Here is a 22,954-nt window from a genome sequence, read left to right on the forward strand (position 1 = left end):
TCACTTTGGCTTTCTATTTCTCATTGATATTCCAAAAGAAATAATCAACAAGAAAATAATTTGTATCATATTATAATCATTATCAGGATTTATTATTTTAGGCAAAGCCTGAGTTACTATCACCAAAAAGACAAAATACATAATTGTCTTAAACATCATTTTCATGCTCTATTTCCCCGTTTAATCGTCCAACTTCTTCCCAAAATAAATTTATTGCATAAGCTAATTTTAAAGGCTGTTCAATATTAATTTGGTGATTTGCTTTTTCTATCTTTACTAACTTTGCATTAAATATATCCTTTGACAATTCAAATGCTGATTTTTTATTAGCATGATCTCTTTCTCCATAAATAATTAAAGTTGATGCCTCTATCCTTTCAACAATAATAGAATTATTTTTCTTGATAGCATCAAGTATTTTTAAGGAATCTGTTTTAGAAAACCCTTGTTTAAATAAGACAGATGGCATAAACCTAAAAATATTTTGTTGTAATCTTAATAATATATTTGATACTTTATATGGTGAGTTTATTAGTACCAATGATCTAACTTTATTCGGGAATTCAGTTGCATACTGCATTGCTAACAATCCCCCTAATGACAAGCCACATAAATCAACTTTCCCAGCTTCATCATTGCACTCTTTGCATATCAAGTTATATAACGCCTGATATACATCTTCAGACTCCACATCACACTCAATCAAATCAATATATTTAGCTTTTCCCTCTATATGCTCTTTTATGCCATCCCACGCAGATACTGATTGCCCTAGTCCATGGATGAAAATTTTTGTCATAAATCATACCTCTATTTTCTTAACATTCTTCAGCAAATATATAATGGAAAAAGCTATAATAAACAACGCTGCTAAAATTGATATAATTTTAATAAATATGTAATTAACCTGAATCTGATTTCCAACCATGCAATAACAAGCAAAATTTGTAACCATTAATATTACAGGAGATTTTTTAATCCACCCTGTCGCCAAAGAAAGGCATCCAATTCCTATTACAGTAATCAATGTATAAATTAAATTTCCAATTTCATACATAAACAAACTATGTTTCAAATCATTCTCCACTACTTTAAAAATTATATTTCCATAGTATAAAATCACATCAGTTGTAATAAGAGATATTGTACAAAAGGTTGATATGAACAAAATGCAAGTCAAAACTTTAGAAAGGAAAATATTTTCCCTACTAACGGGATATCCCAATGTTTTACATAAACACAATTCCGAGTATGGATTTATGATATATTTTACAAACATCGCTCCTAACACAAACGAAAAAAGACCAATTATAAACATTGCGTTCATTTTCAAAATAAATGTGATTGAATTGAGTTCGGAAGTATTTACGTCAAATTTAGGGATAAACGAAAAAAACACTGACAATAACAAACATATTATTGTACCAATCACAATTACTATCATGTAAGGTTTGCTTTTATGTTTTTTATATTCAATCCTAATCAAATCTATAAGTTTGAGTTTCATCATATCCCTCCATTTTTTTAATTAGAAAAGCTTCAAAATCTTTTGTATGTTCTTCTACGAGCTCATTAACATACCTATCTAAAACAATAGTTCCCTTCGCAATTACAATAATTCTTGTTGCAGCCTGCTTAATCTCTGATAATATGTGGCTCGAAATCAATATAGTCTTTTCTCCATTAGCCATATTCCGAATAGTGTTTTTTAATTTCACAATTCCTTTTGGGTCTAATCCATTAAATGGTTCATCCATAATAATTATTGGGGGATTTTTTATACAGCATTCCGCAAATTGTAATCTTTGTCGCATGCCAAAGGAATATTTTTTTACAGGTTCATTGTTATATGGATCCAATCCTACAGCTCTAAGAACGCTACATATATTGCTTTTATCTAATTTGTAATATTCACATTCAATACTCATATTCTCAATTGCATTGAGATGTTCATAAAAAACAGGAATACTCATACAAAATCCTATTTCTTTTCTTAAACTATCAGTGTAATCAGGTTGCCCTAAAACAGCTATTTCTCCCTCTGATTTTTTCGCCAACCCGAGAAGGACTTTAAATAGAGTTGTCTTTCCTGCTCCATTTTTCCCTAAAACAGCTATTACCTCTCCCTTTCCGGCATTCAGAGATATATCATTTAAAATTCTTTTATTCCCATAACTCTTTTTTAAATTTTTTATTTTTATCATTTCTTCCTCCATTACATACCTATGGTATGTATAAGCCTAAAAAAATAAACCGTAGACAGCTTATTTTTTTGTTGTTGAAATATACTTTGCCAAATCCAACATAGTACTAAAAATCTCATCTGAAATAACAGGTACATTCAGCCCTTCTAAAATATTTCTAATGAATTCAAATTTTCTAATCAACTCTTGCTGGGTTAATTCATTAATTCTCAATCCTATAATCAGATTAAAATATATAACTATGATTTCAGCAACCTCTTCTTGAAAATTTGTTTTAATAGAGCCATCTGTGATTCCCAGTTTTACTACTTCATTTATCTTAGGTATCAAAAAATTATATGATACATTATACTGTTCAAATAATATGCTTGGACTTTTTAAGGAAATCTTCATTGCATATAACGTTGAAAATTTTTTATAATCACTTAAAGATTGAACTATTGCATACTGAAGCTTCTCCAAACCATTACTTCCTATCCACTCTTCATGCAATAGTTTGTCGTCATCAATACCTATAATTGCACTTAAAATGTCCATTTTAGACTTAAAATGATGATAAACAACGCCTTTAGTCATTCCACCAAGATGATTAATAATATCTTGAATACTTGTTTTATCAAAGCCTTTTTCGATAAACAGACTTTTAGACACTTCAATTATTAACTCCCTACTTTTTTCAGGATATTTATTTCTTGACATAAAACCACCTCGAATTTTACATACTATTGGTATCTATATATTAGCACGGTTCATCCAAATAATCAATTAGTTTTCCGTGAAAATTAGAACTACATTAAAACAATCAAAGACTATAAATGTCCCATGAATTGTGATATAACACGATACAAATTTAAAAATAGCTTAATGCTTACTATCTTTTGTAGTAAGCACAGTAAGTGTACGGACACTTACGAAAAAATTGAGGAAGCAGCCCTTTGGGATCTGCTTCTTTTTTTATCAATTTTTAGCTTGTTAGGGAGAACCCTAAGACCCCGGAATACATTTAAAGGAGGAAATATCTATGGCAAATAGAATACGAAATGAAAGACTTGAAATTAAACTGACCAAGGAAGAAAAGGCTCTTTTTAAAGAGAAAAGAAAGCTTGCAAAGTGTAGAAATATGAGCCACTTTATTAGAAAATGCGTTTTGGAAAAAGAAATATATCAAGTAGATTTAGAACCTTTCAGAGATTTACAAGGCTTACTTTCCAATGCTACAAACAACATCAACCAGATTGCAAAGCGAGTAAATTCAACAGGTGTAATTTACAAAGAGGACATTAATGATATAAAAAACAAATTGAACATTTCTCAAAAGAGCTATGGCAAAATTCATGACGGTGTGAAATTTTTTCTGTAAATTGAGATCTTCTATGATAATTAAGCGGCTTAATGGCAGTTTTCTGCGGTTAAGCCGTTGTCTATTTAATAGCAAAAATGAACGAACATGTCAAGAGCACCCAGAAAAATCTGGGTGTATTTTTCTTGGCATATTATTTAGACTTACATCATCAGTCGGTCGGGGTACATGATTTCCAGTTCACCACGTACTTTTCCCCAGTTGCGGATCGACATTGTCCATTTTTTTGCAATTTCAAAAGTACCCAGATATAGTGCCTTCATCAGCGCCTGGGAACTTGGAAATACGCTTCTCTGCTTGTTCAATCTACGATAGCATGAATTTAGTGATTCTATGGCATTCGTAGTATAAAAAGCGGTACGAACATCCTTGGAAAACTTGAAAATTGGAGAAATCGCATCCCAGTTATCATGCCAGCGGTTCATGGCACTCGGATATTGCCCAGACCATTTCTTTGTCACAGTCTCTAACTGCTTTCTAGCAGCTTCTTCGCTTGCTGCCGTATAGATTGTCTTTAAATCCTTTGCAAAGGATTTCATATCTTTGTTTGCAACATATTTCAGCGTATTTCTCACCATATGTACAATACAACGCTGTTGCTCTGTTTTTGGAAATGCGGTAGAGATTGCATCCTTGATTCCTGTTAATCCATCTGAGCAGAGAATGAGAATATCCTGAACTCCACGATTCTTCAAGCTGTTCAATACAGAAAGCCAGTACTTACTGCTTTCATTTTCGCCCACTACGATGCTTAAGACTTCTTTCATGCCATCTTCATTGATGCCAAGTACCACATATGCTGCCAGCTTTCTGATCACACCATCATCACGTACAGAGAAATGCACAGCATCAATAAAAACGATTGGATACACAGGTGACAAGGGACGATTCTGCCATTCCTCGATTTTGGGAAGGAGCTTATCTGTGATATCGGATACCATTCCTTCACTGACTTCAAAACCATAAATATCCTCTATGGTTTCTGAAATCTGTCGTGTAGTCATCCCCTTTGCATACATTGCAATAATCTTGTCATCAATGGAAGAAATATCTTTTTGACGTTTTGGAAGTACCTGTGGTTCAAAAGAACTTTGACGATCCTGAGGTACATCTACTTCGAATTCACCGTATTTACTACGAACAGTTTTAGACTTTGTTCCATTACGGTAATTAGGCTCACTAGATCTTTCATAACGATCGTATCCAAGATGATTGTCCATTTCTGTTTCAAGCATATCTTGAAGGGTTCCGGAAAGCAGATCTTTAAGTGCCTCCTGAATATCATCTGCTGACTGGATATCGTATTCCTGGAGCAGTCCCTGAATAAGATTTCTTTTTCCTTCTGTCATCGGTTTTGGTTTGTAAACTTCTTTTTTTCTGTTTGCCATAATAAAAGGCCTCCTATGATTTAATATATTTTATCATAGAAGACCTTTATAGTGTTTAATTTACAGAGTTTTTTTCACAGGCTCAAATTCATTCCCTGCTGCTTAACAGGACTTCCGGAGGTGATTAGTTTTTATGGCTATTACAAAAATACACCCTATCAAATCGACTCTTATCTTTGATTGTTTCCGACAACTTCTAAGAGCTTTAGATACTCTGCTTCATTATGCAGGACATCTTGTTTTACAAGCTCCAAAATGTTATGAAAATCATTTATTCGCATTTTTACCTCCTTCTTTTTTACAAACAAAAAAGGTGGTTAGATTTTACTCTAATCACCTTTTGATTCTGTAATTTTGTTTATTTCATCACTACCCATTTACCTGATTTGGTAGAGCCTTCTCTTTTAATAACTCCATGAGATTTAAGATTCCTTATATGGTATCGTACCCCATCTGCTGTTATTTCTTTAATCTCATTTGCTATCTGCTCCGCAGTAATACTTGGATTGTCTTTCATAAGAAGCACTATCTGTTCTTGGATGCTGTTTTTTTCTTTGGTAGTTTCTTTGGTAGTACTACCATTAAAGTCTTTCAAAAATTCTTCATTCACACCCATAACTGCATTGGTATAGTTATCTTCTTCATTGTCCGGATAAAACTTAAGCTCAGGAGAACCATTTTCTAATAGTGCATCTTTTGCACGCCTTATCCCGGATCCGTATGACTCTATCAGATTAAGAGAAAAGAACATATCTTTAAGTTCTTTATTAAGATACTGCCTTCTATCAAAACTTCTATCTCTATTAAGAGCTTCAATAGTTACAGGAGGAAGTGGTCTGTTATGGTTTACAAAAGAAATTCTATCCTTGTAAATATATATTCCTACATATTCAGGCGTATCATATTCTTTATGCAAAATAGCATTAGTAGCAAGTTCCTCAAATGCCGTAAGAGGATAGTTATAGATAATCTTATGCTCAATTTTATCAGCTTCCCTTATGGTATACGAAGCCATAATATTATCTTCAAAATATTTGCTGACTTGTTTTGCCTGTATCCAAACCGGCCCATCAAATCTTTTTGATTCCATTTTATCCGTTCCGTCAATTTCTCTTATGATTTCAACATGGGCATTTGGAATAAATTTATTCGGTGTTTCCGCAAACATCAACACAGCAAAATTTTTAGCTCTATAACCACCATACTCGCTTTCACTGACAAGTCCCATACTCTTTGCCATATCCAACTTAGACATTTCTCTAATATCTTTCTTTGCTCCTGTCTGAAGCAGATATTCTTTCATGTATTCATAGCTTAAATCATCTATGGTAGCTGTATCGTTCAAATTAGAACTAAAAGAAAAATTTGCAAATTTCTTCAAAAGCTCAAATTCTTCAGTTGGATTTGGCAGTCTTGAATCTCTACCGACTCTAATATATCTTCCTGCCTTTAGCCTAATATCTTTATCCCTTTCCGCTCTTTCACTTGTTTCAAACGGACCGTTACTACCACTCTCTACCGCAACGATAATATAGTATTCATCATCAATTTTATCCGTAATAATATGGTAGTTTATTCTAGGATGGATATTGGAAAGCAGAGATTTTAATTCATTTTCAATCCCTTCAACTTTGGACTCTTTTATCCCCTCTATCGGTCTTTTGGGAATTGCCTTTTCTCCCGTTTCTTTATCGTCAACTTCTTCAATTCCAACAAACAACAATCCAATCTCATTGTTCATATAGTTATTGGCAAAGGCACAAGCAGTTTTTAGAATTTTATCTTTAAAATTTGCCGACTTTTTATATTCGATAAAACTGCTTTCTATGTTTTGATTTTCAAGAATGCTGTGAGCCATTCTCTTTATGTCTAAAAGCTGCATAATACCTCCTTTTCAAAAAAATATTTCAATATATTATAGCACTTTTAGGATATTTTTTCCACTCTGAGATTAGTCCCTACTTACTTACGTTACTGTCAAGTAATCGTTGGCAACTTTCTTTTTGATTTATCTTTTTGTTGAAATAGCATGTTTTGTCCCAGTTTAATATCCAGCCATGTACAACAGTCGTTTTCTCTCCCCCTGTATCTTTCCATTTAATCCAACCACATGCCCAATCGCCGGATATTCATATCCTTTTCCGTCTTTCTTTGGCGCTTTCGCTGACATCAGAATCGCTCCATACAATTCTTCTACTTTTTCTTCTTCAAATACCGGCCGACGCAGACGTTCGGTCACTTCATACAGTTTCCCACTGCACTTTTTTGCCAGGATCTTCGCCAGATGATTTCCTCCCCGTTTACTCCAGCTTCTATGTCCATGCTTCATTCGCTTTGCGATTACGCTCCATACATGGTTTTCCATCGTTCCCATATTCCGATATGACAACCCTTCCGGTGGCTCTGGAAGATTGAGATTTTGAGACTGGTAAGGCACGAGCCCTTCCCGGTTGTTTTCATAATAACGAATCAGGTCTTCTACATCTTCAATCTCTGCCTCATCACTTAAACTGTTTCGATAGATTTCCAGATACCGGAATACTTCTTCAATCTCTTCAGCTTTTATCAACTCTAAAACAGCATCCCTCGCAGCCTGTTCATGGATTTTCTCTTTCACAGCCTTATTCCGGTGGAACGGGTCTAACTGAAAACAGGTGCTTTTATCTTTCACTTTCTTGATCCAGGATGCTCCGTCTGCGTTTAAGATTCTTTGATCCACTTCATCCAGGTTAAACTCCTGCGCGATTGCTGCTTCCCGATATTCTTGAAACTCCTTTGCTTTGGAAAATCCGGCAACGACTACTTTATTTTCCAGCGCATAACGATCCGAACCGGTTTTTCGCCATCCTTCATAAGCGATCCCGATCTTAATCTCTGATTTATCCTGTTTTTCCTCTTTCCGGTCTTTTCCCTGCAGCCTGATATAAACTCCGTCCGCTTCTTCAAATAGGACGGGAACCTCTCTTTTTCCTTTCACATGCCCTTTCTTATATTCTTCTGTCAGTTCAGCTTCATCCTCACAGACTTTTTCCCCTAACGCCTGAATGACGTTCCATACTCCCATCGCACTGATGGTCTGTCCAGTCATCTCACTGACCTGACGGGCACATTCTCTGTAAGATAGTTCTGTAATCCCCTTTACCAACAGTTCCGCCATATTCGTTGAAATTAAACCTACATGATCCAGATCCAGTGTTTCGTCCAGCAGATATACAAAACGCTTTCTTCCGTCCTCTTCAGTCACTTCATAAACATTTCTCTGATAGGTTACCTCACCATATACGGTCTTTACGGTTGTTTGTCTGCCTCCTTTATCCCTATACTTCTTCTTGTCTCTGTCCTCCAGCAGCATCCGGTCATATCGTTCCAGGAACTCTTTTGTAAACTCCCTGCCGATCTGGCAGACCCACGCATAAATATTTTTCTCCAACTGATTGAATGTTACGCCGTTTTCCTTTATCATTGAATTCATCATACAGACTCCTTATGTTTTTTTCAGCAATTAAACAATAAGATAAATCTGTATGATTGGGAAGAGGTTTCGATCTCTTCCCTTTATTTTTGCCAACTATAATTTTACTCTAAGCTTACTTACTATATGTCAGAACCGCCTCTTTTATCTCATTTTCAATATCTTTCAAAAATTCTTCTTTTGAAGATTTTCCCTGAGCAATATCGGATAATTCCATTTCCCACTTTGCGGTAGTTTCTGCCGACTTAAAGTTATCAGCTACAATCGTTACAAGACTGATTCCTTTATGCGTGGCTATAAGATTTTTCTTATCTCTTTCTACAAATCCCTTAAAGATTAGATTTTCAATAATTCCTGCTCTTGTTGCAGGTGTTCCAAGTCCCTTTCTTTCAACCTCTACACCTTTTTCTAAGGCATCATTTCCTGCAATCTCCATAGACTTTAAAAGCGTATCTTCAGTAAAGTGTTTCGGAGGATGGGTAAATTTCTCTTTAACTTCCTTACTTTCAATAGCAAGTATATCCCCTACACTTACATCAGGCAAAACTATATCTCCGCTTTTTTTAGTCATATATTCTTTGCCTGTGCCGACTCAAAGAGATTATCGTAATCTTTTCCGTCTTTTAGATGATCAAAGCCATCTGCAAATATTACATCGGTAAGATTTAGAAGTCAAGTTATCTTTATATAAAAAGGCTTCTGCCTGTAAGTATCATACATTTTCGCAAAAGTGATACCTTTTAGCAAAAGCCTATTATTCAGCAGAGTCTCAAAACACCCCACTGTTTTAATATTCAAATGTTTCATTCAAAAGACCTGAAAACACACATTCATTTTCTCCCCTTAATATCCTACAAACCGCAGAAAATCAAGGTTTCTTTGAAAGCAGACAAACGGTTTCAATATTTCCCTGAACTTTGATTTTATACTGCATAGCGAAAGTATGCAATAGGTTTTCAACGTGGGGTTATGACTTTATCCCCTTATCATACAGAATATTGTCGGTATAATATGTCATCAACCGTCTTCTTGATACCCACTAAAATCTCAAAACAAGTAGATAGCATTTCAAAAAAGCATCTCCAGTAATTATCATATAGACCACAATTATCGCTTTGATACGAGAAATTCAAATAACTACAATAATTATTTATTTCTTCGCATATCTCTGGTCCTAAATCCAGTGAATACTCCAATAGCACCTCATTTAAAAGCACTCTTTTCTCTTGAAATGTATAAATTCTTTTTAAATCATCTTCATACAGAACCCAATGTTCCATTAGCTCATTTTCCAAAAATGAACCATAATGTCGATTCTCAAAATTATGTTTCCAATATTCGTATGCGTACTGCAATATACCGTGCAAATTATCTAATGCTTCTTTTGCCTTCCTACATGCTATGTTTTTTCTACTTTCAAATACCACATTTGATTTTAACCAGTTATCCATCTGATTAATAATACAAAATTGTTCATACTCGGCCATACTTTTCCATGTATATAACAATTCTGCCGGATACTGATTTTCATCACTGTCTATCATTCTTGCACACAACTTGCATAACCAAATTCCATTTTCTATACTACTTCTCTCTTCTGGCGTTAAGTCAGGGTTGTATCTTGGTCCACCTTCAGCTGCTGCGGTTATATGTGCAGCCTCACCGATTGATACTCGCTTTTGTGGATTGCTATGAGGACCTTTTGTTTCTTTTCTACAGTTTGGATTAGAACACTTTCCTCCCACTCTCTCACATAATCTATTTATAGTTTCTTTCGAAAAGTCATCTCTTTTATTCATTCGTAATGCTCCTTACCTATCTCCAAACATGAACTCAATAACACTTAGCGCATTCAAAATCTGTATACATTCATATCTTTCAATACTTCTATTCATTCGACCATGCATTAACCAATTTCTATTCAAATACGGAGGTTCGATGCCATTTTCGAACTTGTATGGGCCATCTATAAATATCCTATTCAAATATGCTATTAACGAAGGATACATTTCCAAAAAGTATATTTTCTTTGACATGAATCCTCGTTTTTCGGTAAGCTGTCTAAAGTCCTCCGCCTTTTGATTTGCAAAGCCTGCATTAGAATATTTAGCTTTGTAGCTCATACGTTGATTCGGAAAATCAACTAATTTATTCACCCTATTATCAAGTAATGAAAGCAAGTACATAGCTGCAGTCATATAATCTTCATTTTCAAAAGCCTGCATGCCATTCTTAAAATATAACCGTGTCTCGTCCGAAACGTACTTTTCCTGTAACCCCTCTATAATCACATCAAGAATTACAATATCTTCTCCATCAAAAAACTCTGCTACCTTTGCTTCCCCTTCACATAATAATTGTTCCCAATTCTTAATATCTGCAGGATTTGAATGCTCAGAAATAACCCAACCATTTTTTCCGAACTTTTCACTCCACTCAATTTCAGTTCTATATTTTTCTTCAAATTCAGCTTCAGTTAAACCTTCCGTTTCTCTGACCTCTCGCTGATAATTTTTGAGCATTTCTGCAAACTTTAGAAGCCCCGGCATATTATTAAGTGAATTCTTCCATTCGTTTAATTTGTCACTGAGTTCTTGAAATTTTGCTAATGCTTCTGGAGATATCGCTTTCGTCACATTTTTATACAATTCTTGCTGCTTCTTAGCTATCTCAAGTGCTTTCCTATACTCTTGTGAATTTTCAAAATCATTACTCATCTTATCTTCCTCGTGACGTAAAAAACTTTTGCCCAAAAGTATCCTTTCGCCAAAATGTATACTTCCCGTTCTCCAAAGCCTATCCCCTGGGGTAAATCTCCGATTATATCATCACTCTACGGAAACAGAAACACACATCTATTTTACTCCAAAAATGGCGAAATCCTTTGATTTATTGGGCTTTTCTTGACAGAAGGCACACCGTCTCCACATGCACACTATGTGGAAACTGATCCACCGGCTGTACCTTTTCCAGCCGATATCCCCGCTCTTCCAGAAGCTTCACATCTCGCGCCAGGGTGGCGGAGTCGCAGCTGACATACACCACTCTCTCCGGCGCCATATCTGCGATTGTTTGAAGCAGACTTTCCTCGCAGCCTTTTCTGGGGGGATCCACCACGATCACATCTGCCTGCGCTTTCCTTCCACATTCTCCTTCGTGATTCCTATAATATTCCGGCAGGATCTCTTCCGCTTTTCCTACATAAAATGTGGCATTTTCTATTCCATTGATCCTTGCATTCTCTTTTGCATCCTCGATTGCCTGCGGCACGATTTCCACTCCATAGGCCTGTCTGGCTTTTTTTGCCAGAAACAGGGAGATCGTTCCAATTCCGCAGTAAAGATCCCACACTACTTCCTTTCCCGTCAGTCCCGCATAATCCAGGGCGGTCTGGTAAAGCCGCTCCGTCTGAACAGGGTTCACCTGATAGAAAGACAGCGGCGAGATCCTGTACTGCAGCGTTCCGATGTAATCTGTGATCGTCGGGCTGCCCCAGATAGTCCTGATCCTGTTTCCCATGATCACGTTGGTTTTTTCTGTGTTGATGCTAAGAGAGATGTTTTTCATTCCTTTTATCTGCTTTAGAAGCTCCACCAGCTTCTCCTTCTGCGGAAGCTGCCCGCCGTTGATCACCAGGCAGACCATGATCTCTCCCGTGACAAACCCTTTTCGGATCAGCACGTGACGGACCAGACCCTCGTGACGTTCCTCCTCGTAAGGCGGAATCTGATACCGTTTCATGAACCCTTTTATCTGTTCCAGTATAACGGCATTTTCCTCCACTCCCAGCATGCAATCCTCTATGGGCACGATACAGTGCGTCCGTCCCGCATAAAATCCTGTGATGATCTCTCCGTTCTTATCTTTTCCCACCGGAAACTGCGCCTTATTCCGGTAGCGCACCGGCTCTTCCATTCCCAGGATCGGCTGCAGGATCCTTTCCAGCCTTGCCCGCTCAATCCCTCCAATGCGGATCAGATTATTTTTCACTTTTTCCTGTTTAAACTCCAGTTGATACGCATACTTCATCTCCTGGATCTGACAGCCGCCGCACTGTCTGGCAACCGGACAGACTCCTCCTGTTTCCCGTTTAGGCGACGGACTGATCAGTCTCATCAGTCTGCCATATCCATAATTTTTCTTCACTTTGGTAACTTTTACCTCTGCCACGTCGCCGATCACAGTATCTTTGACAAAGAGAGGGTAGCCGGCCACCTTGCCGATACCCTCTCCATTTACTCCCATATCCTCAATGACGAAAGAAACCACTTCATTCTTTTTCATGATGCTCTACCTTTTTACTTTCCCTCTCATTCTTTTCCAAACCAAAATTCACCTGGTGAAGCTGACATCGTTCACAAATAAAGCCTCAGCCCTTCCCGCAATCAGCATCCCGTCTGATTCCGAACTAAATCACCGTTTTTCGTAGATTAGATTCAAACAGCCGCTGATAGCCCAGCCAGCATGCCGCCTGATTCCGGACTAAATTACCGTTTTTCGTAGATTGGATTCAAACAGCCGCTGATAGCCCAGCCAGTCATTTCCCGGTTTATCCTTGAAGATTTCCGTCAGCGTCTGCATTTTTGCATCGGTACTGTCTGCAAAATTTAGCGCCAGGGCCTCTGCCAGCGCCGGTTTTTTCGGCGATCCATACTCCAGCTCTCCATGGTGAGCGATCACACAATGTTTTAATTCACTTGCCAGACGATCCGGGAATCCCGGAATCGAGCGGACTGCCTGGCTGATCATCTCTACGCCGATGATGATATGCCCCAGCAGCTGCCCGTCGTCTGTATAATCATTTTCCGGAAATGCCGAAAGCTCCTTCGTCTTTCCGATGTCGTGGCAAAGCGCCCCTGCGTACAGCAGGTCCCGATTTAAAATGGGATAAGCTCCCACCATGTATTCGCAAAATTTTACCACGCTCAGCGTATGCTCCAGCAGCCCTCCTGCAAATCCATGATGCACACTTTTTGCTGCAGAATGCCCCTTAAAAATCCGGATAAATTCCTCATTCTTCACAAAATAATATTCCACTGCCTGCCTAAGGTAGGTGTTTTCGATCTGACGAATGTATCCCAAAAGCTCCTGATACATGCTCTCCGTGCTTTTTTCGCTGGTAGGCATATAGTCTGCCGGAAGGTAGTCTCCTTCCTCCGCCCGTCTGATCTGGCGGATATTCAACTGGAGATTGTTGTTGTAGCTGATCACATCTCCAAACACCTCTATAAAGTCCATCTCGCCGTAATCCGCAATCCCGCTGGAATTCGGATCCCATACCTTTCCGTCCAGGATTCCGGTTTTGTCCTGCAGCAGCAGATTGTCATACGGCTTTCCGTTGCGGGTTTCCGCCGTCCGTTTTCCTTTGCATAAATAGATATTCCTGATGGTTTCTCCTTCTCGCAACGTGTTGATATATCTCATTTCTTCGTCCTTTCATTCCTTCGTCTGTCTGTTTCTGTCTGTCGTTTTCTTCCGGTTCTGCGCCTTACTTCCTTCTGATTTCCAACGCTTCTGTGCTTCCGGTCTTTTCAGCCACGGCTCTATGCTACTCCTGCTTTCCCACCGTGACCTCAAACTCTATGTCCACATACCCCTCCGCCCCCTGGCGCAGGCCCTTCAAGCGGACCTTCTCACCTGCGTTCAGCTTCAGCAGGCAATTCCTGTATTCTGTCAGAGTCGTTACCTTCTCCGTTCCGATCCCCGTCAGGATATCTCCATTTTGGAGTCCGGCCGCCATCGTCGGAGATCCCGGCATGACCTCCTTCATATAAATGCCTCTTGGCACTCCCTGCTCCTGAATCTCTTCCGTCACTTCCAGCCCGCAGATCCCCAGGTAGGGAATTCCCTGTCCGTTAGAAAGAAGTTCCATAGTCCGCTTCAAGTCGGAGATCCCATAGCCTGCCACCAAAGCACTGTCCGTAGATGCTACCGACTGGTCGATCACCCCTACGATTTCTCCTTTCAGGTTCACCAGCACTCCGCTTCCTTCCTCTCCTGCTGCAATATCTGTCTGCAGGATCCCATAGCTTCCATCTACCCGGGACACCCGGTTGTCCTTGGACATAATGCCGCCAACGCCCAGACTCTGCCCATCTCCCAACGGACTTCCCAGCGCAAGCACCGGTTCTCCCAGCTGTATAAAATTAGAGCTTCCCAATACCGCCACTTTCAACTGCTTCATGGTAGACGACTTCAGACGGCTGGTCTCCACGGCATAGATCCCCATGCCCAATCCGTCGTCCTTCTGCTTCAGGGTGACGCTCCGCTTGCTCCCATCTGAAAAAACAGCCTGCAAAGACGCTCCCTCTGCAGCCGCCATCGTTTTTCCCCAGATCAGGATCTCCCTTCCGTTATCTGCCACCACGATTCCCGTGATGCTGTGTGTCTGTGCCGTCTGCTCTGTCCAGTCTTCCTTTGACGTCAGGATACGGATCTCCACCACCGATCTTCCGGCTTCTTTTGCCACTTCTCCCAGCGCCTGCTGCATCTGCAGATAACTTTCCGAGTCCAGCTCCTGCGGCTCCTCCTGCCCGGGTGCTTCCTCCTCCTTTGGGATCGTCACTTCTTTTATCCGGGAGGATGACAGCCTGTTTGTCCACGCAAAACCAAGACTGGCTGCTATCCCAAACACCAGTCCCCAGCCCACCAGGCGGATCCATCGCTTTTTCAGCGCTCTCCACCGTCCGTTTTCGTCCTTGATCACTTCCTGAAGGAAGGAGTATTCCCCGCTTTCCCCGGAAGTCTCATCTCCCGTGTTCTGCTCCTCCTTCGGGCGGCTGTCCTCTTCCATAAACAACTCCTTCTTTTTTCAAACTTTACATTTTAGTATACCCCATGCCGTCCTTTTCTTCAACATTTTCTCCTTTCCTTTGCCCTCCAAATAAGGTAGAATAGGCATGGGTGAACGATATGAATGAAAAAACATTAAACAAACTGGAATATCCAAAAATCATAAAACGACTGGCGGGACTGGCCTCCTCTGCCTCCGGCAGAACCTTGTGCCAGGCTCTGACGCCGTCCGTCGATCTTGCAGAAATAGAAACGGCACAGCAGCAGACCGGCGCCGCCTTTTCCCGGATCATAAAAAAGGGACGCCCTTCTTTTTCCGGTGTTGTTCCTGTAATAGATTCCGTCCGAAGGCTGGAGATCGGCGGAGCATTAAGCGCCAAGGAGCTGCTTTCTCTTTGCCGTCTTCTGGAAACCGCAGCCCAGATCAAGGCTTATGGCAGAGCAGAAGATCCCGATCAGGAGCCGGACTGTCTCTCTGTCTTTTTTGACAGCCTGGAGCCTTTGACTCCTCTGTCTTCTCACATCCGTTTCTGCATTTTGCAGGAGGATGAGATCAACGATGAGGCAAGCAGCAACCTGAAGCAGATCCGCCGGCAGATTTCACAGCTGAACGACCGTGTCCATTCTGCTCTGGCCTCCGTCTTAAACGGCTCCTCCCGGCAATATCTGCAGGAGGCCATCATTACCATGCGGGGAGACCGGTACTGCCTCCCGGTAAAGGCAGAATATCGAAACCAGATCCCGGGGCTGATCCACGATCAGTCTGCCACCGGCTCTACTATTTTTGTAGAACCCATGGCTGTTGTACGGCTGAACAACGATCTGAAAGACCTGTTTGCCAAAGAACAGGAGGAGATCCAGATCATCCTGGCCACTCTCAGCCAGGAGGCGGCGCCTTACGCTTCTTTGATCCTCTCCGACTTTCAACTGCTGACCCAGCTGGATTTTATTTTTGCAAAAGGAGCGCTGGCCCTTGATATGAATGCCTCCCTGCCCCGTTTCAACACAGAAGGCAGGATCCATATCCGCCAGGGAAGGCACCCTCTTCTTCCCGCCGCCTCTGTTGTTCCTATCACCGTCACTCTCGGCGATGCCTTCCATCTTCTGATTGTGACCGGACCCAATACCGGCGGAAAAACTGTCTCCCTCAAGACGGTGGGGCTGTTTACCCTGATGGGACAGGCAGGGCTTCATATTCCCGCTTTAGACCGTTCAGAGCTTGCCCTGTTTCGCTGCGTCTACGCTGACATCGGAGATGAACAGAGCATTGAACAAAGCCTCAGTACTTTTTCCTCCCATATGACCAACATCGTATCCTTCCTGGAAGAAGCAGACAAAGATTCTCTGGTTCTGTTTGACGAATTGGGCGCCGGGACGGATCCTACAGAGGGCGCCGCTCTGGCCACAGCCATTTTAAAGCATCTTCATCAGAAGCAGGTCCGCACCATGGCAACTACCCACTACAGTGAGCTCAAGGTGTTTGCCCTTACCACAGAGGGTGTGGAAAACGCCTGCTGCGAATTTGACGTAGAAACATTAAGACCCACTTACCGCCTTCTGGTGGGGATCCCCGGAAAAAGTAACGCCTTTGCCATCGCTTCCAAGCTGGGGCTGTCCGGGCAGGTCATAGACTCTGCCAAACAACTTTTAAGCCGGCAGGACGAGGCCTTTGAAGATCTCCTTTCCCGTCTGGAGCAAAACCGCCGGACCCTACAGGAGGAAAAAGAACAGATTTCTGCTTACAAAAAAGAACTGGAGCTTTTAAAGTCTCAGGCTCTCTCCCAGCAGGAAAAATTGGACGCACAGAAAGACCGTATTCTTCGGGAAGCCAAAGAAAAAGCACGACTGCTTCTGGAAGAAGCCAAGGATGTTGCAGACGAAACCATCCGCAATTTCCACAAATTCGGAAAAGAAGGGATGTCTGCCTCTGCAATGGAAAAAGAACGGGAAAAGATCCGAAAGCAGCTCTCTTCCGTCCAGCCCTCCATGCCCGCCGCCTCCCGAAAGAAGAAGCCTCAGGATCCTGCTTCCTTCAAGCCGGGAGAAAGTGTGCGCGTCATCAGCATGAACCTGACCGGAACCATTACCTCCAAGCCTGACCCAAAGGGTAACATATCGGTACAGATGGGAATCTTTAATTCTCAGGTTCCTCTCTCCGATCTGGAACTGTTGGAGGAGCCGGTTTCCTATTCTGCCAAAAAGCTTCATACCACCTCCAAAGGGAAGCTGAAAATGGGCAAATCCTTCTCCGTCCGCCCGGAAATCAACCTGTTGGGACTGACGGTAGACGAGGCGGTCGCCCAGCTGGATAAATACCTGGATGACGCGGCTCTGGCCGGCCTGTCCCCGGTGCGCGTCGTCCACGGCAAAGGGACCGGAGCCTTAAGAACCGGCATCCACAGCTATCTCCGCCGTCAAAAACGTGTGAAAAGCTTCCGTCTGGGCTCCTTTGGAGAAGGAGATGCCGGCGTGACCATAGTCGAATTAAAGTCCTAGGAGGAGTTGCCATGAACAAGCAAAAAATTCTGATCGTAGATGATGACGAAAATATTGCCGAGCTGATCTCCCTTTATCTGACCAAGGAATGTTTCCATACCCACATGGTCCATGACGGAGAACAGGCTCTGTCTGCCTTTGACAGCTACCGGCCTGATCTGATCCTGCTGGATCTGATGCTCCCCGGAATGGATGGGTATCAGATCTGCCGAGAGATCCGTTCCCGCTCCTCCGTTCCTATCATCATGCTTTCTGCCAAAGGAGAAGTGTTTGATAAGGTGCTGGGGTTGGAGCTGGGCGCGGATGATTATGTCATCAAGCCCTTTGATTCCAAGGAGCTGGTGGCTCGCGTCAAAGCGGTCCTGCGGCGGTACACCTTCCCGCTTCCCACCTCTTTTTCTGAGGAGAAGGGAAAGTATGTAGAGTATCCTGGAATCTGCATCCACCTGACCAATTATTCTGTCATGGTGGACGGTACTACGGTAGAAATGCCCCCAAAGGAACTGGAACTTTTATATTTTCTCGCCGCCTCCCCCAATCAGGTATTCACAAGAGAGCAGCTTCTGGATCAGATCTGGGGATATGAATATCTGGGAGATACCAGAACGGTGGATGTCCACATCAAGCGGATCCGGGAAAAAATAAAGGACCACGACACCTGGAGGATCAGCACCGTCTGGGGAATCGGATACAAATTTGAATGGAAGCCGGAAAAGAAATGAGGTTTTTATGAAAAGTACACTCCATCTGAAATTTCTGATCGTCTATATCATTTTTGGATTTCTTTGCCTGTTTACCACAGCGATCCTGACGCCGGAATTGATCACTGCTCCGGCAAGGGACTATGTAGCCTCCGGCATGTTTCAGGAAGCCAGCCTGATGTCCGGCGACTATTTTCCTCTGTATTTTTCTGAAAAAATCGACGCCGGAGACCTGCATCTGCAGCTAAATGCCATGCAGACCCAGCTGGATGCAGCCGTCTGGTTTGTGGACCGGGACGGGACGCTGATCGCCTCTTCCCGCCCGGAGAACTACCCGGCCGCCCCTGCCTCTGTTCCTGATTTCGATCCAGTGGAGGCCGGAGGTTCTAAGTATCTTCTGGGAGATTATCACCAACTGTTTTCCCATGATGTGATCACTGTCATCGCTCCGGTTCTGTCCGGTTATACGCCGGGAGGATATCTGGTTCTGCATAAATACGCTTCTGATGTGGGCGGGCTGACGCACCTGTTTCTCAGAGGGATCTCCATCATCCTGGTCCTGGTATTTTTCTTTTCCTTCCTGATCCTTCTGGCCTTTCATTTTTTTGTTTACCGACCTCTCCGAAAGATCACAGAAGCTGCCACCCAGTATGCTACCGGCAATCTGGAGCATGAGATTCTGGTCACCTCCCAGGATGAAATGGGATACTTATCTGCCTCCCTGAACTATATGTCCTCCCGGTTACGGGACGCCGGAGACTACCAAAAACAGTTTGTTGCCAATGTTTCTCATGATTTTCGTTCTCCTCTGACTTCCATCCGAGGCTATGTCACAGCCATGGCCGACGGTACGATCCCGCCGGAGCTCCACGAGAAATATCTGAATATCATCCTGTTTGAAACGGAGCGCCTCACCGATCTGACAAACGACCTTTTGATCCTGAATGAATACGACACCAAAAACCGGATTCTGAACTGGGAAGCCTTCGACATCCATCAATGTATCAAGGAGGTTTCCGCCTCCTTTGAAGGCACTTGCACCCGCAAGAAGATCTCTATCGAGCTTCTGTTAGCCACCAAGTGTCTGCTGGTGTATGCCGATAAACGAAAAATCCAGCAGGTGCTCTACAACCTGCTGGACAACGCCACTAAATTCAGCGACGACAATTCCTCTGTCGTCATCGAAACGACGGAGCGGGGGGACAAAGTATATCTCTCCGTCAAGGATGACGGAATCGGTATTCCCAGAAACGCTTTGAACAAAATCTGGGATCGCTTTTACAAAACCGATCTTTCCCGGGGAAAGAACAAAAAAGGAACCGGCCTGGGGCTTTCCATCGTAAAAGAAGCCATTCAGGCACACGGTGAAAACATCCATGTGGTCAGCACGGAGGGCGTAGGAACAGAATTTACCTTCTCCCTGCCGAAAGCCCCCGCTTCCTAATACAGGATCTGCTGTACGCTTTTTTCTTTCAGATTCTTTTTCGTCACCCAGGTATAGCCGGTATTGACTTCTGCCTCGTTCCCCAGCCCCAGGTAGGCTCTTGCCGCCGCTATCACCGTCGCATATCCCATTCCAAACGGATTCTGCACGATCAGGCCTTTTATTTTTCCTGCCTCTAATTCCTGCAGATTCCTTTTCGTTACGTCAAAGCCGATCACTGACAGATCCGTATCGGTCCTTTCCATGGCCTCCAGTACGGCAGGTACCGCTGATCCGTCCATAATAAAACACCCCTTCGCTTCCGGATTCTTCTTCAAAAGATAATCCATTATCATCTCCTGGGAAATGCTGTCCGGCTGTACTCCTTCTTCCGTCTTCTCTACCCCTTCCGGTTTCTCGTAGGTTCCGTTTTCTATCTCCTGAATCATTCCTTCCTTTTGTTCTTCCAGCCGGTTCAGGTAGTACACTCCCGCCACCGGAAGGTTGGGATATTCCGCCGCCGCAGTCTGAAATCCCTTCTCCCGCAGGAGTAAGGATTCTGCCCGAAAATCTGATGCAAATACCAGGACGCTTCCGCCCTCCGGCAGTTCTTCCGCCATGTGGGCTGCCGCTTCTCCTGCCGCCCCTTCATTATCCGTCGCTACCATAGACATCAGGCCCTCATAGGAGTTCCCTGAATCAAACGCAATGATGGGAATATCATTCTCTGCCGCCATATCGAACTGTACGGTTCCCGCCTTTACGTCGGCAATGGCGATCCCCACTGCGATGGGATATCTTGCGATCTCCTCGTCCAGAATATTGATCTGCTCTTCCACGTTGTTTTCTGTACCGGATCCGCTATATGTGACTTTGATCTTTTCTTTTCCCGTATATCCCAGGATCCTGTTCAGATCCTCCTTTGCCGCCTCGGCTCCTTTTTCCACGGTATTCCAAAACGGTCCGCTTTCTCCCTTTCCGATCACAGAGATGTAGGCGCCTTTTTCCAGATTCAACCCTTCTGCATTGCTGTAGGCAGCCGGCTGGATCATTTGCAGCCACGCCTGTCTTTTGATCTCCTCGCTGCTCACCTTTGTTTTCTGTCCGTTATCTGATGCCATGTCCTCCTGAATCCTGCAGCTGCATAACAGCAGGCTCATCCCCAAAAGGACTGCAAGAACGCCGGCCATTCTCTTTTTCATTCTAAAACTCCTTCCAATCTGTCTGTTTCTGTGACAAATTTTCTACTCCAACACTATACACCAATTTGACCGGAAAGTCTTGAAATTTTTCTTAATTTTTCCGGTTTGCCTGTCCTTTCCCTTGTATATTTGCCTGTTTTGTATTATGATAAGTCAAAGGAAATCTAAAAAGATTCCCTATTCTTCATTATGAAAAAGGAGGTTTTACCAATGGCACATGTAATTAGCAGTGATTGTGTAAGTTGTGGAGCTTGCGAGCCGGAATGTCCAGTTGGAGCGATTTCTCAGGGCGCTGATCAGTACGAAATTGATGCAGACGCTTGTATTGATTGCGGAGCCTGTGCTTCTCAATGTCCTACAGGATCCATTTCTCAGGCTTAATTGATCCTGAATGAATGACCGGAACCGCCGCAGGGCGTGTTTCGGGATTGTGGGTGATCGCCCAGGTTTCAGATGGATTGGGACTTTGACGCATCGCCATTATAAAAAAGATATTACTCGGAAGATGCCGGTAATATCTTTTTTATTTGGATTGATAGGATAATATCCCTCTTGTTTACTTCTCCCTGACTTCCTCCCGGACCATATTGGCAAATCTGGTATATTCTCCCAGCCACACCAAACTGACGGTCCCCACCGGACCGTTTCTCTGCTTTGCGATAATAACCTCCGCCTCCTTTTTATGCTCGGAGTCTTTGTTATAATATTCGTCCCGGTAAAGAAACATCACCACGTCGGCGTCCTGCTCAATGGCTCCGGACTCCCTCAAGTCCGAAAGCAGCGGTCGTTTGTCATCTCTGCGTTCTACCGCACGGCTTAGCTGTGACAGTGCGATCACCGGCACATTCAATTCTCTTGCCAGTCCCTTCAAAGCCCTTGAGATATCGGAAATCTCCTGCTGTCTGGATTCAGATGCCCGTCCTGTCCTGCCCGTCATCAGCTGCAGGTAGTCGATGATCACCAGATCCAGCCCATGCTCCAGCTTATATTTTCTGCACTTGGAGCGAAGCTCTGAAATAGAAATTCCCGGCGTGTCATCAATGATCAGGCCGGAGGTTCCGATCACTCCGGCTCCCTCGATCAGCTTTTCCCAGTCAGTATCCTGCATATTTCCGGTACGCAGCCTCTGTGCATCCACATTGGATTCCATGGCGAACAGACGGTTCATCAGCTGCTCGTTCGACATCTCCAGACTGAAGATCGCCACCGCCTTCCCCGAACGGAAGGCAACATTTTGCGCCACATTCAGCACAAACGCCGTCTTTCCCATGGAAGGCCTGGCCGCGATCAGGATCAGATCCGATGGCTGAAGTCCCGACAATTTGTAATCCAGGTCGTGGAAGCCGGTAGGGATTCCCGTCACACTCCCCCGGTTTTTCGCCGCTTTTTCAATCTTCTCCAGCGTCCGCATCACCACCTGACGAATGGGAACAAAGTCCTTGCCTCCCTTTCGCTGCAGCAGCTCGAACATCGACTTTTCTGTCTGCTCCAGGATCACATCCAGAGGCTCCTTGCCCACATAGCAGGTGTTGGCAATTTCTTCATTCAAACGGATCAGCCTGCGCATCAATGCCTTCTCCGCCACAATCTCCGCATAATATTTGACGTTTGCCGAGGTAGGCACCGTCGTGATCAGATCCCGCACAAATTCCATGCTGGCCACCTCATCCGACACGTCTTTTTCCTTCAGCCGTTCCTGAAGTGTTACCAGATCTACCGGTCTTCCCTCGTTGAACAGCTCCACCATGGATTCAAACACGATACCGTAGGGCGTCTGGTAGAAGTCCTCCTTGCTGATCAATTCTGCTGCCGTCATAATGGCATCCTTATCCATCAGCATGGAGCCTACCACAGAGGCCTCCGCCTCCACGCTGTGCGGCATCGCTTTTTTTGCAAGCGCTTCTTCCATGCCGTCC

Annotated in this window: 18 protein-coding genes and 2 pseudogenes; 5 read left to right on the forward strand and 15 right to left on the reverse strand. The window is 43.0% G+C overall.

The genetic code is table 11. From position 1 onward, the window contains the following. Positions 1 to 148: 148 nt before the first annotated feature. From FYJ34_RS05100 to FYJ34_RS05115, 4 genes are read right to left on the reverse strand one after another with little or no spacing between them, the layout of a single operon-like run. A complete protein-coding gene (locus FYJ34_RS05100; protein WP_154476752.1) occupies positions 149 to 799 on the reverse strand; it encodes an alpha/beta fold hydrolase in 651 nt (216 codons plus the stop codon). Between the two features lie 3 nt (positions 800 to 802). Continuing rightward, positions 803 to 1,507 carry a hypothetical protein gene (locus FYJ34_RS05105; RefSeq protein ID WP_173017059.1) on the reverse strand — a complete coding sequence of 235 codons (705 nt, stop codon included), beginning with the start codon at positions 1,505 to 1,507 and terminating at the stop codon, positions 803 to 805. Continuing rightward, complete coding sequence (locus FYJ34_RS05110) at positions 1,479 to 2,204, reverse strand: ABC transporter ATP-binding protein (protein WP_173017060.1); 726 nt, start codon at positions 2,202 to 2,204, stop codon at positions 1,479 to 1,481. The genes FYJ34_RS05105 and FYJ34_RS05110 overlap by 29 nt, the downstream gene beginning before the upstream one ends. Before the next feature lie 60 nt (positions 2,205 to 2,264). Next, positions 2,265 to 2,903: a TetR/AcrR family transcriptional regulator gene (locus FYJ34_RS05115; RefSeq protein WP_154476755.1), complete on the reverse strand. Its 639-nt coding sequence runs from the start codon at positions 2,901 to 2,903 to the stop codon at positions 2,265 to 2,267. Between the two features lie 322 nt (positions 2,904 to 3,225). Here FYJ34_RS05115 and FYJ34_RS05120 point away from each other — a divergent pair. Then, positions 3,226 to 3,542, forward strand: a pseudogene (locus FYJ34_RS05120) (plasmid mobilization protein). Positions 3,543 to 3,707: 165 nt separating this feature from the next. Here FYJ34_RS05120 and FYJ34_RS05125 read toward each other — a convergent pair. The 9 genes and pseudogenes from FYJ34_RS05125 to FYJ34_RS05165 form a co-directional block, all read right to left on the reverse strand. Next, positions 3,708 to 4,952, reverse strand: coding sequence for an IS256 family transposase (locus FYJ34_RS05125; RefSeq protein WP_117995389.1), 1,245 nt, complete (start codon positions 4,950 to 4,952; stop codon positions 3,708 to 3,710). A gap of 358 nt (positions 4,953 to 5,310) precedes the next feature. Continuing rightward, positions 5,311 to 6,834 carry an AlbA family DNA-binding domain-containing protein gene (locus tag FYJ34_RS05130; RefSeq protein ID WP_154476756.1) on the reverse strand — a complete coding sequence of 508 codons (1,524 nt, stop codon included), beginning with the start codon at positions 6,832 to 6,834 and terminating at the stop codon, positions 5,311 to 5,313. A 162-nt stretch (positions 6,835 to 6,996) separates the two neighbouring features. Next, positions 6,997 to 8,424, reverse strand: coding sequence for an ISLre2 family transposase (locus tag FYJ34_RS05135; RefSeq protein WP_173017106.1), 1,428 nt, complete (start codon positions 8,422 to 8,424; stop codon positions 6,997 to 6,999). Positions 8,425 to 8,539: 115 nt separating this feature from the next. After that, a pseudogene (locus FYJ34_RS05140) lies at positions 8,540 to 9,004 on the reverse strand (DNA topoisomerase); the annotation flags it as partial. Between the two features lie 406 nt (positions 9,005 to 9,410). Continuing rightward, on the reverse strand, positions 9,411 to 10,223 hold the full coding sequence (locus tag FYJ34_RS05145; RefSeq protein WP_154476758.1) for a hypothetical protein: 813 nt from the start codon (positions 10,221 to 10,223) through the stop codon (positions 9,411 to 9,413). Between the two features lie 12 nt (positions 10,224 to 10,235). Continuing rightward, positions 10,236 to 11,141 (reverse strand): hypothetical protein, encoded by a 906-nt coding sequence (locus tag FYJ34_RS05150; RefSeq protein ID WP_154476759.1) that lies wholly within the window; start codon positions 11,139 to 11,141, stop codon positions 10,236 to 10,238. 172 nt (positions 11,142 to 11,313) lie between these two features. Then, complete coding sequence (rlmD, locus tag FYJ34_RS05155; RefSeq protein ID WP_154476760.1) at positions 11,314 to 12,708, reverse strand: 23S rRNA (uracil(1939)-C(5))-methyltransferase RlmD; 1,395 nt, start codon at positions 12,706 to 12,708, stop codon at positions 11,314 to 11,316. Positions 12,709 to 12,906: 198 nt separating this feature from the next. After that, positions 12,907 to 13,848 carry a 3'-5' exoribonuclease YhaM family protein gene (locus FYJ34_RS05160; protein WP_154476761.1) on the reverse strand — a complete coding sequence of 314 codons (942 nt, stop codon included), beginning with the start codon at positions 13,846 to 13,848 and terminating at the stop codon, positions 12,907 to 12,909. A gap of 124 nt (positions 13,849 to 13,972) precedes the next feature. Beyond that, positions 13,973 to 15,217 carry a S1C family serine protease gene (locus FYJ34_RS05165; RefSeq protein WP_154476762.1) on the reverse strand — a complete coding sequence of 415 codons (1,245 nt, stop codon included), beginning with the start codon at positions 15,215 to 15,217 and terminating at the stop codon, positions 13,973 to 13,975. A gap of 119 nt (positions 15,218 to 15,336) precedes the next feature. Here FYJ34_RS05165 and FYJ34_RS05170 point away from each other — a divergent pair, with 119 nt between their 5' ends. The 3 genes from FYJ34_RS05170 to FYJ34_RS05180 are packed head-to-tail and all read left to right on the forward strand — an operon-like array spanning position 15,337 to position 19,857. Next, positions 15,337 to 17,712 carry an endonuclease MutS2 gene (locus FYJ34_RS05170; RefSeq protein WP_154476763.1) on the forward strand — a complete coding sequence of 792 codons (2,376 nt, stop codon included), beginning with the start codon at positions 15,337 to 15,339 and terminating at the stop codon, positions 17,710 to 17,712. 11 nt (positions 17,713 to 17,723) lie between these two features. Next, complete coding sequence (locus tag FYJ34_RS05175; RefSeq protein ID WP_154476764.1) at positions 17,724 to 18,434, forward strand: response regulator transcription factor; 711 nt, start codon at positions 17,724 to 17,726, stop codon at positions 18,432 to 18,434. 7 nt (positions 18,435 to 18,441) lie between these two features. Then, entirely contained in the window at positions 18,442 to 19,857 is a 1,416-nt protein-coding gene (locus tag FYJ34_RS05180; RefSeq protein WP_154476765.1) for a HAMP domain-containing sensor histidine kinase, read from the forward strand. Here the strand turns inward: FYJ34_RS05180 and FYJ34_RS05185 are convergent. Continuing rightward, positions 19,854 to 21,038, reverse strand: coding sequence for a substrate-binding domain-containing protein (locus tag FYJ34_RS05185; RefSeq protein WP_154476766.1), 1,185 nt, complete (start codon positions 21,036 to 21,038; stop codon positions 19,854 to 19,856). The two genes, FYJ34_RS05180 and FYJ34_RS05185, sit on opposite strands and share 4 nt — an antisense overlap. 210 nt (positions 21,039 to 21,248) lie before the next feature. Here FYJ34_RS05185 and FYJ34_RS05190 point away from each other — a divergent pair, with 210 nt between their 5' ends. Next, positions 21,249 to 21,419: a DUF362 domain-containing protein gene (locus FYJ34_RS05190; RefSeq protein WP_154476767.1), complete on the forward strand. Its 171-nt coding sequence runs from the start codon at positions 21,249 to 21,251 to the stop codon at positions 21,417 to 21,419. 175 nt (positions 21,420 to 21,594) lie between these two features. On the opposite strand, the gene dnaB is transcribed toward FYJ34_RS05190, so the two are convergent. Then, the gene (gene dnaB / locus FYJ34_RS05195) at positions 21,595 to 22,947 is read right to left on the reverse strand and encodes a replicative DNA helicase (RefSeq protein WP_154476768.1); all 1,353 of its coding nucleotides are present in this window, start codon (positions 22,945 to 22,947) and stop codon (positions 21,595 to 21,597) included. Between the last annotated feature and the right edge of the window lie 7 nt (positions 22,948 to 22,954).

This window comes from Suipraeoptans intestinalis (assembly GCF_009696485.1).
Lineage (GTDB): Bacteria > Bacillota > Clostridia > Lachnospirales > Lachnospiraceae > Suipraeoptans > Suipraeoptans intestinalis.

Excerpts from the sequence above, each read along its gene's own strand:
- FYJ34_RS05105 (WP_173017059.1), bottom strand. The coding sequence starts at position 1,507 with ATGAAACTCAAACTTATAGATTTGATTAGGATTGAATATAAAAAACAT.
- FYJ34_RS05190 (WP_154476767.1), top strand. The coding sequence starts at position 21,249 with ATGGCACATGTAATTAGCAGTGATTGTGTAAGTTGTGGAGCTTGCGAG.
- FYJ34_RS05170 (WP_154476763.1), top strand. The coding sequence starts at position 15,337 with ATGAATGAAAAAACATTAAACAAACTGGAATATCCAAAAATCATAAAA.
- dnaB (WP_154476768.1), bottom strand. The coding sequence starts at position 22,947 with ATGGAAGAAGCGCTTGCAAAAAAAGCGATGCCGCACAGCGTGGAGGCG.
- FYJ34_RS05150 (WP_154476759.1), bottom strand. The coding sequence starts at position 11,141 with ATGAGTAATGATTTTGAAAATTCACAAGAGTATAGGAAAGCACTTGAG.
- FYJ34_RS05165 (WP_154476762.1), bottom strand. The coding sequence starts at position 15,217 with ATGGAAGAGGACAGCCGCCCGAAGGAGGAGCAGAACACGGGAGATGAG.
- FYJ34_RS05100 (WP_154476752.1), bottom strand. The coding sequence starts at position 799 with ATGACAAAAATTTTCATCCATGGACTAGGGCAATCAGTATCTGCGTGG.
- FYJ34_RS05135 (WP_173017106.1), bottom strand. The coding sequence starts at position 8,424 with ATGAATTCAATGATAAAGGAAAACGGCGTAACATTCAATCAGTTGGAG.
- FYJ34_RS05125 (WP_117995389.1), bottom strand. The coding sequence starts at position 4,952 with ATGGCAAACAGAAAAAAAGAAGTTTACAAACCAAAACCGATGACAGAA.
- FYJ34_RS05130 (WP_154476756.1), bottom strand. The coding sequence starts at position 6,834 with ATGCAGCTTTTAGACATAAAGAGAATGGCTCACAGCATTCTTGAAAAT.
- FYJ34_RS05110 (WP_173017060.1), bottom strand. The coding sequence starts at position 2,204 with ATGATAAAAATAAAAAATTTAAAAAAGAGTTATGGGAATAAAAGAATT.
- FYJ34_RS05145 (WP_154476758.1), bottom strand. The coding sequence starts at position 10,223 with ATGAATAAAAGAGATGACTTTTCGAAAGAAACTATAAATAGATTATGT.
- FYJ34_RS05175 (WP_154476764.1), top strand. The coding sequence starts at position 17,724 with ATGAACAAGCAAAAAATTCTGATCGTAGATGATGACGAAAATATTGCC.
- rlmD (WP_154476760.1), bottom strand. The coding sequence starts at position 12,708 with ATGAAAAAGAATGAAGTGGTTTCTTTCGTCATTGAGGATATGGGAGTA.
- FYJ34_RS05185 (WP_154476766.1), bottom strand. The coding sequence starts at position 21,038 with ATGAAAAAGAGAATGGCCGGCGTTCTTGCAGTCCTTTTGGGGATGAGC.
- FYJ34_RS05115 (WP_154476755.1), bottom strand. The coding sequence starts at position 2,903 with ATGTCAAGAAATAAATATCCTGAAAAAAGTAGGGAGTTAATAATTGAA.
- FYJ34_RS05160 (WP_154476761.1), bottom strand. The coding sequence starts at position 13,848 with ATGAGATATATCAACACGTTGCGAGAAGGAGAAACCATCAGGAATATC.
- FYJ34_RS05180 (WP_154476765.1), top strand. The coding sequence starts at position 18,442 with ATGAAAAGTACACTCCATCTGAAATTTCTGATCGTCTATATCATTTTT.